Origin of the sequence: Kribbella qitaiheensis (genome assembly GCF_014217565.1) — a bacterium.
In the GTDB taxonomy this organism is placed as follows: Bacteria; Actinomycetota; Actinomycetes; order Propionibacteriales; family Kribbellaceae; genus Kribbella; species Kribbella qitaiheensis_A.
Genome location: NZ_CP043661.1, coordinates 5,626,631 through 5,641,345 on the forward strand (window position 1 = coordinate 5,626,631; position 14,715 = coordinate 5,641,345).

Below are 14,715 nucleotides of genomic sequence, written 5' to 3' on the forward strand. Positions count from 1 at the left end.
CGGGGCTGTGCAGTAGCTGGGGGAGTATGAACGAGGAGCTGGAACAGCTTGCGGTACGGGCGTCGGCCGGCGACGAGGCGGCGCTCGCCGAGATCCTGCAGCTGATCCGCCCGCAGGTGCAGCGCCGGGTGGCCAAATTCCTGCCGCACCGTGAAGACGCCGAGGAAGCCGTCCAGGACGCGCTGATGACGGTGGCGACCAAGATCCACACCTTCAAGGGCAGCGGTACGTTCGCCGGCTGGATGACGGTGGTCGCGACCAACTGTGCCCGGCAGACCTACCGATCGCTGAAGCGCCGCTCCGTCGAGCAGTCCGCCGAGGTCCTGCCCGAGGCGGTCGACCCGCGAACCACCTCGGTGATCGCCGGCTCCCGCCTCGACCTGCTGGAAGCGCTCGAATCGCTCGAGGCGCACCACCCCCAGCTCGTCCAGCCGCTCGTACTGCGGGATCTCGGCGCGATGACCTACGCGGAGATCGCCACCGAGCTGTCCGTCCCACTGGGGACCGTGAAGGCCCGGATCCACCAGGCCCGCAAGGCCGTCGCCGAACGCCTCACCGCGCGCTGATCAGCTGCGCGCCCGGGCCGGGCTCGAACTTGCCGAACGCGAGTTGCGTCAGCCGAAGGTACGCCGTACGGCGAGGGCGCGGCGCAGGTCGTCGGTAGCGTCCGCCACGCTCCGGCCGATGCTCGGGGCAACGTTGTCGTCGGCAATCACTTGCCCGGCGAGTTCGACCGTCCGCTCGCCGACCGCGAACCGCGGGAAGATCCGGGAGGTCGCCAGCGGCAACGCCATCCCGAACCGGAGCGCGGCGGTGCCGGCGATCTCGCTGAAGTACCGCTCGACATATGGCGCGGTCAGCTCGGCCTGCGCCGGATGCCAGAACCCCTCGGCGACGGCGAACAACTCGTTCACGCCGACCTCGGCATCGGCCATCAGCCGGGCCCAGGCCTCCTCCTTGCCGGCAGGCAATGCGGCCCGGCACTTCGCGGCCGCGGCGACGCCTTCGGTAGAGCGGTCCCGAGCCAGTTCGGCGCCGATCTCCACCGCGCCGAAGACGTCCAGCCGGACCAGGCGTAGGACGAGGGACCATCGCAGGTCGGTATCGATCTGGAGGCCGTCCGGGACCTCTTCGCCGTCGAGCCAGTGCTGAAGCAGATCGGCGTCGTCGGAGGTGCCGATCAGGGCGCGAGTGATCGCCAACTGGCGGCTGCTCCCCGGCTGGGTCTGGGCGAGGGTGGCGGTGAGCACCTCGGCGAGCCGGCGGCGGTACGGCTCGTACGGGAGGTAAAGGCCGAGTAGGCGCTCCTCTGCCCACCGCAGCAGCGAGCCGATGGCGATGTCGCTGTCCTCGTGCGGGATCGCGCTGAGCAGCACCTCGAACGCCACGCGCGGATCCAGCTCCGCATCGGCGGTTGCGTCGCGCAGGCTGTTCCAGATCACGGCGCGCGTCCTACCGTCCTCGATCTTCGGCAGCACAGTGGCCAGGTTGGTCAGGCTCGTGTCGTCGAGGCGCACTTTGGCCCAGGTGTCGTCCTTGGCATCCGGTACGACGACCCGCCCCGGCTGCAGCGCGATCTCGACCGAGTCCCGGTCGAGCAGTACCTCCGCGTACGTCGGGCGGCCGTCCTCGTCGTACGAGCCGACCGTCAACCGGTGCGGCCGATCAGCCGGGTACTGCGCGGGAGTCTCACGCTGCAAGGTGATCCCGGTGCTGCTGCGATGGGCGCGGATCGTGTCCAGGCCGGACGTCCGCAACCATTGCTCGGTCCAGTTCTGCAGATCTTCGGCGCCGGCCCTCGGTGAGGGTGTCGATGAACTCGCGCAGGTCCGCGTTGCCGAACTCGTGCGCGTCGATGTGTGCGTTGACGCCCTCGAGGAATACCTCATCACCCAAGTAGGTGACCAGCTGTTTGAGCACGGCCGCACCCTTGGCGTACGAGATCCCGTCGAAGTCGTCCAGCGACTCGCGAGCGTCCTTGACCGCGTCGGGGGCAACCGCGTGCGTCGAGCTGCGCTGGTCGGCCTGCAGCCCCCACCACTTGCGGACGAAGGCGAAATCCGTCCAATGGCCGACATGTTCGGTCACGTTCGACACCCGGTGGGCCATGTACTCCGCGAACGACTCGTTCAGCCACAGATCGTTCCACCACTTCATCGTGACCGCGTCGCCGAACCACATGTGCGCCATCTCGTGCACGACGATCCGGGCTCTCGTACTGCGTTCGGCGGCCGTCACCTGGGACCGGAAGACCATCGAGTCCGCGAACGTCACGCAGCCCGGGTTCTCCATCGCACCGAGATTGAAGTCGGGCACGAAGACTTGGTGGTACTCCCCGAACGGGTACCGGTACCCGAACAGCCGGTGGTACTCGTCGAAAGCCTGCGCGGTGACGGTGAACAGGTCGTCCTTGTCCCGCTCGAGATGCTCCTTGAGGCTCTGCCGGCAGGCCAGTCCCAGTGGAATCCCGTCGTGCTCGCCGGAGATCTGGTGATACGGCCCGGCCACCAGCGTCACGAAGTACGTCGAGAGCGGTTTCGTCTCGGCGATCTCCCACTCACCCGGCTTCACCCGGGTCGCGGGCCCGTTGCCGAGCACGATCCAGTCCTCGGGGCACTTCACGCTCAACTGGTACTGCGCTTTGAGGTCCGGCTGGTCGAAGCAAGCGAAGTACCGGGGTGCGGACTCGAGCGAGGACATTCCGTACAGATAGACGCGATCGTCAGCCGCGTCGACGGTCCGCTGCAGTCCTTCCCCATCGTGCGAGTACTGCATCCGCGCCTCGACCACGAGCTCGTTCTCGGCCCGCAACCCGCTCAACGGCAACCGCCCGTCATCCAGCGCGTCGACGCCGACCAGCTCACCGTTGAACGTCACCTTCAGGAGCTCGTCCGGCTTCACATCGACGAACGTGCTGTCCGCCGAGGCCGAGAAGCCGATCGTGCTGACAGCAAGGAAGGTCTCCGCACCCACCGTCAGGTCGAACCCGAGGTGGTAGGAGTGAACGTCGACGGCGGCGGCCCGGATTCGGGCGTCTTCCACGGTGAGAGCAGGCATACCCGGACGCTACCCGCCTCAGAAAGGGGCGACATCTGGAGCGTTGTCTCTTAGGGTAATCAGATGACTACTCATTGCAGTTGGCTGCGGAAGTCATCGATTCTGGGCCTGGTACTCACCCTCACGGCTGTTCCAGCGGTGGCCGGGCCGGTGGCGGTCAGCTATGCCTGTCAGGCCGACACCAAGTTCGGGCATCAGCATTTCTCGCTTCGGCAAGGGGTGGGAGCGTCGGCTCCGGCTGTGGTGAAGCCTGGCGCGACCTTCGATGTCGTGGTCAACGCCGACTCGGGGGCGCTGCCCGGCGAGGTCAAAGGGTTCAAGGTCAAGGAAGTCCGGGAGCTGTCGCTGCGGGTGCCGATCCCGGCCAACTCCAGCTATGTCGGTGCGACTCTCAGCGGTGGCTCCGGGCTCGGCTCGACGCCTTCGGTGGAGGCTGCGGGTGGCGTCGTCACCATCAAGGTCGCCGGGCCGATCCCGGGTGGTGCCGGGTACCAACTGCCCTCGTTGACCGTGCAGCTCCGGGCCGGGCGGTCCGGGGCGATCGAGACCAGCCTGCAGGGCACCAGCTTCGACAACCCCGGCCTCACGCTGCAGGCGACCATCAAGTGGAAGTTCGTCACCATCAAGTCCGCGGTCGCTTGCTACCCCGACCCCAACAGTCCGCTGACCCACACGGACATCCGCGCGACTCAGTAAGTGACGGTGATGCGGTGGTTCGCCGGATCGAGCTCAGCGTGGCCGCCGTACGGGAGGACAAACTGCGGGTCTGTGTGGCCGAAATCGAGGCCGGTGACGAGGAGGGCCTTCTCGTTGTACTCCGCCAGGGTGCGGCGCACGACGGCGTACTGCTCCTCGACGTAGGTGGCGCTGTCCTCGGGGGAGAGCTGGCTGTCGATCGCCCGGGACTTCGGGCGGGCCCAGAGGACGGCCTCGAAGCGTTCCAGCAGGCCGCGTTCGCCCAGGTTGCGGAGGGTCCGGTAGACGTGGGTGGCGCTCGGGAGTTCCTCGTCGGTCTCGAGGAAGAGGATGCCGGCGTACTCCGACTGGGGGAGCATCCAGCGGTTGGCGGCGAGTTGCCAGCCGATGATGTCCAGGTTGCCGCCCCAGAGGTTCCCGCTGACCGGTGCGTCGCCGTACCAGCTCCATTCGGTCGGCTCGAACAGGTCCGGTTCGGTTTCCAGCAGGGTCGGGTCGGACCAGTCGCGATCGTCGTCGGTCCAGCCGCTGCCGGGGGTCAGCTCGAACTCGCCGGAGGTGAACAGAGCTGCCCGGAGTGACCGCTCGGTCTCTGGGTGCATCGCGCCACCGCGGCCGAACTGGACCATCACGGTACCGCCGTGGAAGGCTGGAATCCCTTGGCTGTAAAGGAAATTGAGCAGGTTGGTGTTGTCGCTGTAGCCGAAGAAGGGCTTCGGATCGGCCCGGAACACGGCCGGCATGCCGCCACGCTATGCGAGAGGCGCCGTCCCCGGCTATCGGGTTACGGCGCCTCCTCCGCGCAGGCTCAGATTCCGATCGGGTGCCAGACCGTCTTCAGTTCGAGGTACTGCGTCAGGCGGGACAGGCCCGGTGACTCGGTCCAGTCCTCGACGGCGGGACGGCGGACCCGCTTGAGGTTCTCCGCGGCGGCGGCCTCCATCGCCGTCGCCTCGTCGTGGTCCTCGACGCCGGCCAGGTCGATCGCGTTGACATCCAGGTGACCGGCCAGCCAGGGCCCGATCTCCGTAGCCGACCCGGTCAGGATGTTCACCACTCCACCCGGCACGTCGGACGTCGCCATCACCTCGCCCAGCGTCACCGCAGGCAGCGGGCGCTCGAACGACGTGACCACCACAGCGGTGTTGCCGGACACGATCACCGGCGCGATCACGCTGGTCAGGCCGAGCAGGCTCGAGTCCTGCGGGGCCAGCACCGCCACCACACCGGTTGCCTCAGGCAACGAGAAGTCGAAGTACGGGCCGGCCACCGGGTTGCTCGAGCCGACCACCTGGGCCAGCTTGTCGGCCCAGCCGGCGTACCAGACCCAGCGGTCGATCGAGGCGTCGACGGCCGCGCGGGCCTTGCTGATCGAGAGTCCCTCGGAGGCCGCGACCTCGGCGCTGAACTGCTCGTGCCGGCCCTCCATCACCTCGGCGATCCGGTACAGCACCTGGCCGCGGTTGTACGCCGTCTTGGCGGACCAGCCGCCGAACGCCTTGCGGGCCGCGACGACCGCGTCCCGGCCGTCCTTGCGGGAGGCCTGCGACGCGTTCGCGAGGAACTTGCCCCTGGCATCGTTCACGACGTACGAACGGCCCGATTCGCTGCGCGGGAAGGCGCCGCCGACGTACAGCTTGTAGGTCTTGCGCACATCCAGCCGGGCCGGATCGGACTTAGTGGGCAAGGTAGGCCTCCAGACCATGACGGCCGCCCTCGCGACCGTAGCCCGACTCCTTGTAACCGCCGAACGGCGAGGTCGGGTCGAAGCGGTTGAACGTGTTGGCCCAGACGACGCCGGCGCGCAGCTGGTTCGCCATCCAGAGGATCCGGGAGCCCTTGTCGGTCCAGACCCCGGCGGACAGCCCGAAGGGGGTGTTGTTCGCCTTCTCGACCGCCTCGGCCGGAGTACGGAACGTCAGCACCGAGAGCACCGGGCCGAAGATCTCCTCGCGGGCGATCCGGTGGGCCTGCGAGACGCCGGTGAAGACGGTCGGCGGGAACCAGAAACCCTGCGTGGGCAGCTCGCACTCGGGCGACCAGCGCTCGGAGCCCTCGTCCTCGCCGATCTGGGACAGCTCGCGGATCCGGGCCAGCTGCTCGGCGGAGTTGATCGCGCCGATGTCGGTGTTCTTGTCCAGCGGGTCGCCGATCCGCAGCGACGACATCCGGCGCTTGAGCCGCGCCAGTACCTCGTCGTACACGCTCTCCTGGACCAGCAGCCGCGAACCCGCGCAGCAGACGTGGCCCTGGTTGAAGAAGATGCCGTTGACGATGCCCTCGATGGTCTGGTCGATCGGCGCGTCCTCGAAGACGATGTTCGCCGCCTTGCCACCGAGCTCCAGGGTGACCTTCTTGTCCGTGCCCGCGACCGATTTCGCGATCGCGCGGCCGACCGCGGTGGAGCCGGTGAACGCGACCTTGTCGACGCCCTCGTGCTCGACCAGCGCCTGCCCGGTCCGGCCGGCGCCGGTGATGATGTTCACCACGCCCGGCGGCAGATCGGCCTGCTGGCAGATCTCGGCGAACGCGAGCGCCGTCAGCGGCGTGGTCTCGGCGGGCTTGAGTACGACGGTGTTGCCGGCCGCGAGCGCCGGGGCGATCTTCCAGGCCAGCATCATCAGCGGGAAGTTCCACGGGATGATCTGCGCGGCGACACCGAGCGGCTGCGGGTTCACGCCGGCGCCGGCGTACTCGAGCTTGTCCGCCCAGCCCGCGTAGTAGAAGAAATGCGCCGCTACCAGCGGCAGGTCGACGTCACGCGACTCGCGGATCGGCTTGCCGTTGTCGAGCGACTCCAGCACGGCCAGCTCGCGTGAACGCTCCTGGATCAAGCGGGCGATGCGGTACAGGTACTTCGCGCGGTCGCGACCCGGCATCGGGCCCCAGACCTTGTCGTAGGCCTTGCGGGCCGCCTTCACCGCCTTGTCGACATCGGCCTCGCCGGCCTCGCTGATCTCCGCCAGCACCTCCTCCGACGCCGGGCTGATCGTCTTGAACGGCTTGCCGTCGGTCGCCTCGGTGAAGACACCGTTGATGAACAACCCGTACGACGACTTGATGTCGACGATCGCGCGCGATTCCGGCGCGGGTGCGTACTCGAATCTGCTCATGCCTCAGTCCAGCGTGAAGTAGTCGGGGCCGGGGTAGTTCCCGGTGGCCAGCTTGGTGCGTTGCATCAGCAGGTCGTTCAGCAGACTGGAGGCGCCGAAGCGGAACAGCTCCGGGTCCAGCCAATCCGGTCCGGCCGTCTCGTTGACGGTGACCAGGTACTTGATCGCGTCCTTCGCGGTCCGGATCCCGCCGGCGGGCTTGACGCCGATGTGCAGGCCGGTCGCCTCGTGGTAGTCGCGGACCGCTTCCAGCATCACCAGGGTCACGGGAAGCGTCGCGGCCGGGGAGACCTTGCCGGTCGAAGTCTTGATGAAGTCCGCGCCGGCCAGCATCGCCAGCCACGACGCACGCCGTACGTTGTCGTAGGTGACCAGCTCGCCGGTCTCCAGAATCACCTTCAGGTGCGCGTCGCCGGCGGCCTCACGGATCGCGGCGATCTCGTCGAAGACCAGCCCGTACCGGCCGGACAGGAACGCACCTCGGTCGATCACCATGTCGACCTCGTCGGCACCGGCCGCGACCGCGTCCCGGGTGTCCTGCTGCTTGATGGCCAAGCTGGAACGCCCACTGGGGAAGGCGGTTGCGACACTCGCCACGTTGATCCCCGACCCGCGCAGCTCGAACTTCGCCGTCGCCACCAGGTCCGGATAGACACAGACCGCGGCCACTTGCGGGGCGGTCGGGTCGGCCGGATCGGGGCGTTTCGCCTTCGCACAAAGGGCCCGCACCTTGCCAGGGGTGTCCGAGCCCTCGAGCGTGGTCAGGTCGATCATCTGAATCGCCAGGTCCAGCGCGTAGGCCTTGGCGGTGGTCTTGATCGACCGGGTGCTCAGGGTGGCGGCCCGGGCTTCGGCGCCGACCTGGTCGACGCCCGGCAGGCCCAGCAGGAACCGGCGCAGCCGGTCCTCGGACGAGGTCACGTCGGCGAGACTGTCGACGCCAGTGTCGGTAGTGGTCACCCGCACCACTCTACTGCGATTCCAGCCACGCCCATTCTTCGCGTCAACCCGCCAAAACCCGGCCCGGCACGGCTATCGATCGGCCAGCCGCGACACGATCAGAGCGACCTGTTCGGCGTACTTACCGGCGAAACCCGGCGCGGCCGGATCCAGTCCGAGCGCCTGCGCGATCTGCGGGAAAGTTACCGGTGCCGCGGACAAGGCGAACATCGCGAGGCCGACGTACGCCGGATCCAGGTCCGCGGCGAGCTCACCTTGTTTCTGGCGCGCGCGGAAGTCGGCGAGCATGCCCTGGAACCGGGCCTGCTGCCCCTCCCGATCGGCCTCGGTCGCTTCCTGGTCGACACCCTGGCGGATCAGCAGCCGGGCCAGATCGGGCTCGGCGAGGCTGGCCCGGGCGTACGCCGCGACGACCTCCGGCAGCGTAGTCGCGCCCTCGGTGACGGTCTGCTCGCCGTCGCGCCAGCGCTCGCTCACGGCCTGGTAGAGGCCGAGTTTGCCGCCGAAGTAGTACGAGATCAGCTGTTTGTTGACGCCCGCCCGGTCGGCGATGTCACTCACCCGCGCGCCGCCAAAACCGCGAGAGGCGAACTCGGTCACCGCCGCGGCCAGCAGTTGCTGCTTGCTCCGCTCCGCGTCGCGCTGACGCTCGCCGGGCCCTGGCGCTCTGTGCATACGGGCCACTCTAGCGGACCGCTCACCCGTTCTGCTAACTTAATCAACCAGATGGCTAATTGAGTTGAGTTCAGGGATGATTGGAGGAAGGATCATGCAGGTGGCGATCATCGGGGCCGGTATCGGTGGGCTGGCGCTGGCCCAGGGGCTGAAGCAGGCAGGGGTCGAGGTGCGGCTCTTCGAGCGCGCCCGTCGGCGCGCTTCCGCAAGCAGGGGTATCGGATCCACATCAGCGAGGTGGGGGAGGAGGCGCTGGCCGCGGTGCTGCCGGCGGCTGTCCGGCGCCGGGTGATCGACACCGCGACGCATCCGGGTGACCTGCTGGGCGGGTTCGACAGCTCATTGACGCCGACCTTCGAGCAGTCCTTCCCCGGCGCCGGCCCGGACAAGGTCAGCGCGATCGACCGGTACGCGTTCCGCCGCGCGCTGATGACCGGGCTCGACGAAGTGCTTGCCTTTGGCAAGCACTTCACCTCGTACGCCGAGACCGGCGATGGCCGCGTCGAGATTCAGTTCGCGGATGGCAGTACCGAGACGGCAGACGTTCTGGTGGGTGCTGACGGGGTCGGTTCGCGCGTGCGGGCGCTCTCTTCAGCCTCGACCTCAGCGCTTGAATTGGGTGAGCCGGCCCTGGCCCGCGGGGTCTGGGTAGGTGGATGGTCACTGTGCGGAGTCGTCGTGGCCTAACTGGTATGTGAGGTGTGAGGCGAATTCTGGTTCGGGTCGGGGTGGGCGGTTACCTTGTCCCGGTGAAGTCCAAGACCAGTGAGAACGAGCAGTACCTGTCGGCGTCCAACCGGATCACCGGTGTGGTGGTGATGGTGATCGGCGTGGTCGGGCTGGTCGACATCATGCTGGAGTGGCGGACCGCGGGTGGACTGATGGTCGCGGGGCTGATCGGGATCCTGATGGTCCTCGCGTATGCCGGGTTGGTGCGGCCGTCGATCAACCTGGCCGCCGAGGGGCTGTTGATCCGCAACCATCTGCGTGATTTCCAGGTGCCGTGGAACAAGATCACCGACGTCGATGTGACCGACATCCTGCGAGTGCACACCGAGGCCGGCAAGATCCGCTGCCCCGCGGTCCAGCTGGTGATGCGCGACATGCGCAAGCAGCGCGTCGGAGGCCGCAAGCTGAAGGCGGACAGCTCGGTCTCCAAGGCGGACTTCGTGGTCAACCGTCTCGAGACCCACATGGACCAGTACGGCCCCACGGCCGAAGGCGAGGTCGTCACCACCTGGGCCCGCCCCGAACTCTCCATCATCGCGGTACTGGCGGTAGTCGCCATCCTCGGCGAGTTCCTCCGCTGAGGTCCCGCCGCGCCTTCCTGATCACCGCAGCCGGAGCCGCCGGCGCCGTCGCCGGTGCGGCAGGCCTGGTCGAGGCAGGGGTGATCCCAGGCCGCGCCCGAGCGCACGAAGTACTGGGTCTGACCGGCGAGGACGGCGTCGTCCCGGAGGTACCGGCGGGTGCGGTGGACTCCGGCACCTTCAAGTCAGCAGCGCGCCGTACGACGGTCGGCTGGTCGGTCATCTATCCGGATCGGCAGCGGGCCGAACTGCCGGTGGTGCTGGTGCTTCATGGCCGAGGCGCTGACCACACCTCGGCGATCAACGAGCTCGGCATGGACCACTTCCTCGCCGCCGCGGTGTCGGCCGGGGTGCCACCGTTCGCGTTGGCGACCGTTGACGGAGGGCCCGACAACTATTGGCACAAGCGCGCGAGCGGCGACGATCCGCAGCGCATGTTGATCGAGGAATTCCTTCCCCTGCTGGCGAAACGCGGCCTGCGGACGAGCCGGTTCGGCGTTCTCGGCTGGTCGATGGGCGGGTACGGCGCGTTGCTGCTGGCCGCCGACGTCAAGGCGCCGCGGGTGGTCGCGGCCGGGGCGATGAGCCCGGCTCTGTGGCACCACGCGAAGGACACGACGCCCGGCTCGTACGACGGCCCCGCCGACTTCGAGCAGCATCGACTCTTCGGCCGCGCCGCCGACCTCGAGGACATCGCACTACGGATCGACTGCGGTCGCGACGATCCGTTCGCCGGCGCCACCGAGGACCTGCGGGCCGAGGTGCGAGCCGATGGTGGACTGCAGGCCGGGCTACACACCGCTGGTTACTGGCGGCGCATGCTTCCTGACCAACTGCGGTTCTTTGGCCGGAAACTGTCAGTTTGAGTGGAACTTCACAGCAACTGATTGCGTCGGAGCCCATGTCCACCCCGGATGAACCTTTCGGTGATCCAGGATGGCTCCGTTAGTCCCCAAGTACTCGAGAGTGGAGCGTATGTACAACCTCTCCAGCAAGAAGCTGCGCGGGCTGGTGGGCGCCATCGCCCTGGCCAGTTGCGCTGCCCTCGCCATCCCGAGCGCCCAGGCCACCCCGGCCGGCGCCACGGAACAGCCGATCCCGATCGCGGGCGCGGCAGTGAAGCCGCCGACGACGTCCGGCACGCGCGGCATCGAAGCGACGTCCGGCTGGAACGCGTCCAGTTCCTACAACGCGGTCGCCAACAACGCGCTGTACAACACGCCGTACATCCCGGCCTCGGGCTGCAAGCGCCCGAACGTCGCCCTGAACACGGAGTACCGGGTCCGGTACTTCGAGCAGGAGATGGTCCGTTGCATGTACGCCGCGTGGAGGCCGATCATCTGGCGCGCCCACGGCCGCTATGACGTCAAGCCCGGCCTGGTCGTGCACGGCTACAACACCATCAACACCCAGTGCGGCTCGGTCACCGGACCGACGTCGTTCTACTGCTCGGCGGGATCCGGCACGATCTACATCCCGTGGCGCCAGATCGTGAACTACTACGCGCAGAACCCGACGTTCGCCGTCGCGTACGCGACCAACACGATCGCGCACGAGTACGGACACCACGTGCAGTCGATGAATAGCATCCTGACCGCGTCGTGGTGGCGCCAGCAGCACATGAGCGGCGACGCGGCCCTGGCCGAGAGCCGTCGGCGTGAGCTGCAGGCCTCCTGCCTCGGTTCGGCCTACATCAGCGCGAACAAGAAGGCCTACCCGATGTCGGGTGGACTGCTGACCCAGTGGAAGTACGTCGTCTCGCACTCCGGTGACATGCCGGGCTACCCGCGTGACCACGGCTCGTGGACCAACCACAACTTCTGGTCGCTGGCCGGCTACAACGGTGACGGCAAGGGGCAGCACGCAGGTAGCTGCCGGACCTTCACCGCGGCCGGTACCCGCATCTCCTGATCGACCCGGCGGGTGGAGTCTGATGCAGTTCGGTAACACTGCACGGCAACCACGGCCGACCGTGTAACCAAGGCGCCCGGAATGCGTTCTGCATTCCGGGCGCCTTCGCGTTTTGCCGACACGTACACGATCTGCGATCGTGTGGTTACTGTGTTTCGGGTCCGCACGCCTTACAGTCTTGTGTCGAACGACGAACGGCAGGAGTCAAGGGATCGTGAACTACGACGAGTTCAACACCGAGTACACGCGGGTGCTGGACAAGATCAAGAGTGGTACCTGTAGCTGGTCCGAGCTGTCCGGGCATGTCACCCGGCTGCGCAAGGCCACCGCGGGACTGACAAAACCGGTCGAGCGGAACCAGGTGGACAGCGATCTGGCCGCACTCGGCCAGATGGTCGACCTGTCCCGCCGTACGAACGACCGCGAGGACGTCTGGACGATCACGTCCGAGGCGGTTCGCCGGGCCAGCAGCGGTGAAGGCACGGTCGCCGACCGGATCGGCCGGATCGAGGCGAGCATCAACGAGATCACCGACCTCGCGAACCGGAACTCCGACGAGCGAGAGGCGCTGATGCAGTCCACCAGCACCCTGCGGATCCTGCACTCCTCGCTGCAGAGTTCACTACGCGCCGAGCAGGCCGAGCAGCAAAAGGCCGGCGTCCGCTGACCTCAGCTTGGTCAGGGGCCCCTCTCACCAGGGGCCCCTGCTTTTCGCCGGCGCTTGCGTCCGAAGGGGTGAGGGGCAGACCCCTCGCTAGTTCGGACGCAAGCGGGTGTTTCAGATGCCTGCGGCGGCGGCCAGGTCCTTCTTGATGGCGGCCAGTTCATCCGCCGCCTGGGCGCGGGCGGCCGCGACGTCGTCACCGGCCACCGGGATCACGACTTCCAGGTAGCACTTCAGCTTGGGCTCGGTCCCTGACGGTCGTACGACGACCCGCGCACCCTCGGACAGGTGGTAGCGCAACCCATCGGTCGGCGGCAGCGTCTCGGTGCCTTCGTTCAGGTCGTCGACCTGCTCGACCGCGTGTCCGCCGAGCGAGGTCGGGGGCGTCGCCCTCAACCGGTCCATCGCTGCCCCGATCAGGCTCAGGTCCTCCACCCGCGCGGACAACTGGTCCGTCGCGTGCAGCCCGTACTTCTTCGCCAGGTCGTCCAGCAGATCCAGCAAAGTCCGCCCCTCGGCCTTGGCCTGCGCAGCGAACTGCAACACCCGCACCAGCGTCGAGATGCCGTCCTTGTCCTTCACGGCCGACGGATCGACGCAGTACCCGAGCGCCTCCTCGTAGCCGAACACCAGCTCCGGCACCCGTCCGATCCACTTGAACCCGGTGAGCGTGTCGACGTACCGCACTCCGTACGCCGTCGCGATCTTGCTCAGCAGCGACGACGACACGATCGAGCAGGCGGCGACCCCGTCCGGCCCGGACGACAACAGGAACTCGCCGAGCAGCCCGCCCAGCTCGTCCCCGCGCAGCATCCGCCAGCCACCGGCAGCAGCAGGATCCGGTACTGCGACAGCGCATCGGTCCGCATCGGGATCGTTCGCGACAGCGATGTCGGAGCCTTGGGCGCGAGCCAGCTCCAGCGCGGCGTCGATCGCGCCCGGCTCCTCCGGGTTCGGGAACGACACCGTCGGGAAGTCCGGGTCCGGATCCGCCTGCGAAGCAACCACAGCCGGTTCTGCGAACCCCGCACGCGCCACGGCCTGCTCGACCAGAGCCCGCCCGACACCGTGCAACGGCGTGTAGGCCACGTTCAGGTCGCGCGGAGCGTCCGCCGGGACCAGCGTCGCGATGCGGTCCAGGTAGGCGCCCAGCAGGTCGTCCCCGGCCATCTGCCAGCCTTCACCCCGTGGCACGGATGCCAGCGGGCCGACCGCGTCGATGGCGGCGGCGATCTCGCTGTCGGCCGGCGGCACGATCTGCGAGCCGTCACCGAGGTAGACCTTGTACCCGTTGTCCTGCGGCGGGTTGTGCGACGCCGTGACGACGACACCGGCGACCGCCTTGAGGTGCTGGATCCCGAAGGCGACCACGGGCGTCGGGGCCGGGCGGTCCAGCAGTACGGCGTCCAGCCCGGCGCCGCGGACCACAGCGGCCGTGTCCTGCGCGAAGATGTCCGACTTGTGCCGCGCGTCGTACCCGATCAGGACGGGTCCGTCGGTGAGCCCGTTCGCCTTGAGGTAGGCGCAGAGGCCGGCCGCGGCACGGATCACCACCACCCGGTTCATCCGGTTCGGCCCGGCGCCGACAGCGCCCCGCAACCCCGCAGTACCGAACTCCAGCTTCCCGCTGAACCGGTCGGCCAGTGCATCCCCGGCGTCGGTCTCCAGCAACTGCTGCAGCTCGGCCCGGGTATCGGGATCAGGGTCCTCGCTCAGCCAGGCTTCGGCGGCGGCACGAACATCTTCATTGACGGTCACCACCGCACGATATCGCCCGTCTCCACCCCTTGCGTCCGAAGCGGCGAGGGGCCTGCCCCGCAGTTCTTCGGACGCAACGTGTCAGTGGCCGGAGGACTGGCAGGGGCGGGCGCGGAGGTCGGCCACGTAGTCGTCCGGGGCGCCGGCGGCCTCGGCCGCCTCGGCGAGGATGCCGAGGTAGCGAGCCGAGGGGAGACCGCCCTCGTAGGCGTTCAGGACGTACATCCAGGCCAGTTGCTCACCGTCGAGGGTGGCTACCCGGACCTGGATCTTGCGGTAGACGCCCTGGTCGATCCACTCCCACTCGTCCAGCCGCTCGATGTCCTGCGGGCTGATGTCGTAGAGCGCGACGAAGACCTGGTTGCCCGGATCGGCGGGATCCTCGACGACGGTCGCCATCGAGCCCTCCCAGCCGAGCTCCTCGCCACCGAAGGTGAGGCGCCAGCCGACGATCCACCCGGTCCCGCGCAAGGGCGAGAACGGGCACCGCTCGGCCATCAGATTCGGGTCCAGATTCGACGCAAACGCGGCGTACAGGGTCACGAGATCACAGGATACGGAACAATGGCCT

The 14,715-nt window shown here is 68.0% G+C and carries 17 protein-coding genes; 8 read left to right on the plus strand and 9 right to left on the minus strand.

Annotated elements, in window-relative coordinates; translation table 11 throughout:
* Positions 1-26: 26 nt before the first annotated feature.
* Positions 27-566 carry an RNA polymerase sigma factor gene (locus tag F1D05_RS26815; RefSeq protein ID WP_185443247.1) on the plus strand — a complete coding sequence of 180 codons (540 nt, stop codon included), beginning with the start codon at positions 27-29 and terminating at the stop codon, positions 564-566.
* A 48-nt stretch (positions 567-614) separates the two neighbouring features.
* On the opposite strand, the gene F1D05_RS40930 is transcribed toward F1D05_RS26815, so the two are convergent.
* Together F1D05_RS40930 and F1D05_RS40935 are read right to left on the minus strand one after the other, a co-directional pair.
* Positions 615-1,757, minus strand: coding sequence for an ERAP1-like C-terminal domain-containing protein (locus tag F1D05_RS40930; RefSeq protein ID WP_246485994.1), 1,143 nt, complete (start codon positions 1,755-1,757; stop codon positions 615-617).
* A complete protein-coding gene (locus tag F1D05_RS40935; RefSeq protein WP_246485995.1) occupies positions 1,690-3,057 on the minus strand; it encodes a M1 family metallopeptidase in 1,368 nt (455 codons plus the stop codon). Before F1D05_RS40935 ends, F1D05_RS40930 begins: the two co-directional genes overlap by 68 nt.
* Before the next feature lie 63 nt (positions 3,058-3,120).
* On the opposite strand from F1D05_RS40935, the gene F1D05_RS26825 reads away from it, so the two are divergent.
* Positions 3,121-3,753 (plus strand): hypothetical protein, encoded by a 633-nt coding sequence (locus F1D05_RS26825; protein ID WP_185443248.1) that lies wholly within the window; start codon positions 3,121-3,123, stop codon positions 3,751-3,753.
* Here the strand turns inward: F1D05_RS26825 and F1D05_RS26830 are convergent.
* The 5 genes from F1D05_RS26830 to F1D05_RS26850 all read right to left on the minus strand — a co-directional run bounded on the left by F1D05_RS26830 (position 3,747) and on the right by F1D05_RS26850 (position 8,501).
* The gene (locus F1D05_RS26830; protein ID WP_185443249.1) at positions 3,747-4,496 is read right to left on the minus strand and encodes an LD-carboxypeptidase; all 750 of its coding nucleotides are present in this window, start codon (positions 4,494-4,496) and stop codon (positions 3,747-3,749) included. The two genes, F1D05_RS26825 and F1D05_RS26830, sit on opposite strands and share 7 nt — an antisense overlap.
* Before the next feature lie 65 nt (positions 4,497-4,561).
* On the minus strand, positions 4,562-5,440 hold the full coding sequence (locus F1D05_RS26835) for an aldehyde dehydrogenase family protein (RefSeq protein WP_206685842.1): 879 nt from the start codon (positions 5,438-5,440) through the stop codon (positions 4,562-4,564).
* Positions 5,430-6,866, minus strand: a complete 1,437-nt coding sequence (locus F1D05_RS26840) for an aldehyde dehydrogenase family protein (RefSeq protein ID WP_185443251.1) — start codon at positions 6,864-6,866, stop codon at positions 5,430-5,432. The genes F1D05_RS26835 and F1D05_RS26840 overlap by 11 nt, the downstream gene beginning before the upstream one ends.
* Before the next feature lie 3 nt (positions 6,867-6,869).
* A complete protein-coding gene (gene deoC, locus F1D05_RS26845) occupies positions 6,870-7,826 on the minus strand; it encodes a deoxyribose-phosphate aldolase (protein WP_185443252.1) in 957 nt (318 codons plus the stop codon).
* A gap of 72 nt (positions 7,827-7,898) precedes the next feature.
* Positions 7,899-8,501: a TetR/AcrR family transcriptional regulator gene (locus F1D05_RS26850; protein WP_185443253.1), complete on the minus strand. Its 603-nt coding sequence runs from the start codon at positions 8,499-8,501 to the stop codon at positions 7,899-7,901.
* A 94-nt stretch (positions 8,502-8,595) separates the two neighbouring features.
* Here F1D05_RS26850 and F1D05_RS43160 point away from each other — a divergent pair, with 94 nt between their 5' ends.
* The 6 genes from F1D05_RS43160 to F1D05_RS26880 all read left to right on the plus strand — a co-directional run bounded on the left by F1D05_RS43160 (position 8,596) and on the right by F1D05_RS26880 (position 12,389).
* A complete protein-coding gene (locus F1D05_RS43160; RefSeq protein ID WP_185443254.1) occupies positions 8,596-8,793 on the plus strand; it encodes an FAD-dependent monooxygenase in 198 nt (65 codons plus the stop codon).
* Positions 8,739-9,188 (plus strand): hypothetical protein, encoded by a 450-nt coding sequence (locus tag F1D05_RS26860; RefSeq protein ID WP_185443255.1) that lies wholly within the window; start codon positions 8,739-8,741, stop codon positions 9,186-9,188. Before F1D05_RS43160 ends, F1D05_RS26860 begins: the two co-directional genes overlap by 55 nt.
* Positions 9,189-9,250: 62 nt before the next feature.
* Positions 9,251-9,811 (plus strand): PH domain-containing protein, encoded by a 561-nt coding sequence (locus F1D05_RS26865; protein WP_185443256.1) that lies wholly within the window; start codon positions 9,251-9,253, stop codon positions 9,809-9,811.
* 80 nt (positions 9,812-9,891) lie between these two features.
* Positions 9,892-10,677 (plus strand): alpha/beta hydrolase, encoded by a 786-nt coding sequence (locus F1D05_RS26870; RefSeq protein ID WP_246485996.1) that lies wholly within the window; start codon positions 9,892-9,894, stop codon positions 10,675-10,677.
* A gap of 109 nt (positions 10,678-10,786) precedes the next feature.
* Complete coding sequence (locus F1D05_RS26875; RefSeq protein ID WP_185443257.1) at positions 10,787-11,722, plus strand: neutral zinc metallopeptidase; 936 nt, start codon at positions 10,787-10,789, stop codon at positions 11,720-11,722.
* A 214-nt stretch (positions 11,723-11,936) separates the two neighbouring features.
* Positions 11,937-12,389 carry a hypothetical protein gene (locus F1D05_RS26880; RefSeq protein ID WP_185443258.1) on the plus strand — a complete coding sequence of 151 codons (453 nt, stop codon included), beginning with the start codon at positions 11,937-11,939 and terminating at the stop codon, positions 12,387-12,389.
* Positions 12,390-12,500: 111 nt separating this feature from the next.
* Here the strand turns inward: F1D05_RS26880 and F1D05_RS26885 are convergent, their stop codons facing one another.
* Positions 12,501-14,147, minus strand: a complete 1,647-nt coding sequence (locus F1D05_RS26885; RefSeq protein WP_185443259.1) for a phospho-sugar mutase — start codon at positions 14,145-14,147, stop codon at positions 12,501-12,503.
* Positions 14,148-14,225: 78 nt separating this feature from the next.
* Positions 14,226-14,687, minus strand: a complete 462-nt coding sequence (locus tag F1D05_RS26890; RefSeq protein WP_185443260.1) for a gamma-glutamylcyclotransferase — start codon at positions 14,685-14,687, stop codon at positions 14,226-14,228.
* Between the last annotated feature and the right edge of the window lie 28 nt (positions 14,688-14,715).

Bases quoted from the DNA above. Each gene is read 5' to 3' on its own strand.
- F1D05_RS40935 (WP_246485995.1), bottom strand. From the start codon at position 3,057: ATGCCTGCTCTCACCGTGGAAGACGCCCGAATCCGGGCCGCCGCCGTC.
- F1D05_RS26815 (WP_185443247.1), top strand. From the start codon at position 27: ATGAACGAGGAGCTGGAACAGCTTGCGGTACGGGCGTCGGCCGGCGAC.
- F1D05_RS43160 (WP_185443254.1), top strand. From the start codon at position 8,596: ATGCAGGTGGCGATCATCGGGGCCGGTATCGGTGGGCTGGCGCTGGCC.
- F1D05_RS26830 (WP_185443249.1), bottom strand. From the start codon at position 4,496: ATGCCGGCCGTGTTCCGGGCCGATCCGAAGCCCTTCTTCGGCTACAGC.
- F1D05_RS26875 (WP_185443257.1), top strand. From the start codon at position 10,787: ATGTACAACCTCTCCAGCAAGAAGCTGCGCGGGCTGGTGGGCGCCATC.
- F1D05_RS26825 (WP_185443248.1), top strand. From the start codon at position 3,121: ATGACTACTCATTGCAGTTGGCTGCGGAAGTCATCGATTCTGGGCCTG.
- F1D05_RS26850 (WP_185443253.1), bottom strand. From the start codon at position 8,501: ATGCACAGAGCGCCAGGGCCCGGCGAGCGTCAGCGCGACGCGGAGCGG.
- F1D05_RS26840 (WP_185443251.1), bottom strand. From the start codon at position 6,866: ATGAGCAGATTCGAGTACGCACCCGCGCCGGAATCGCGCGCGATCGTC.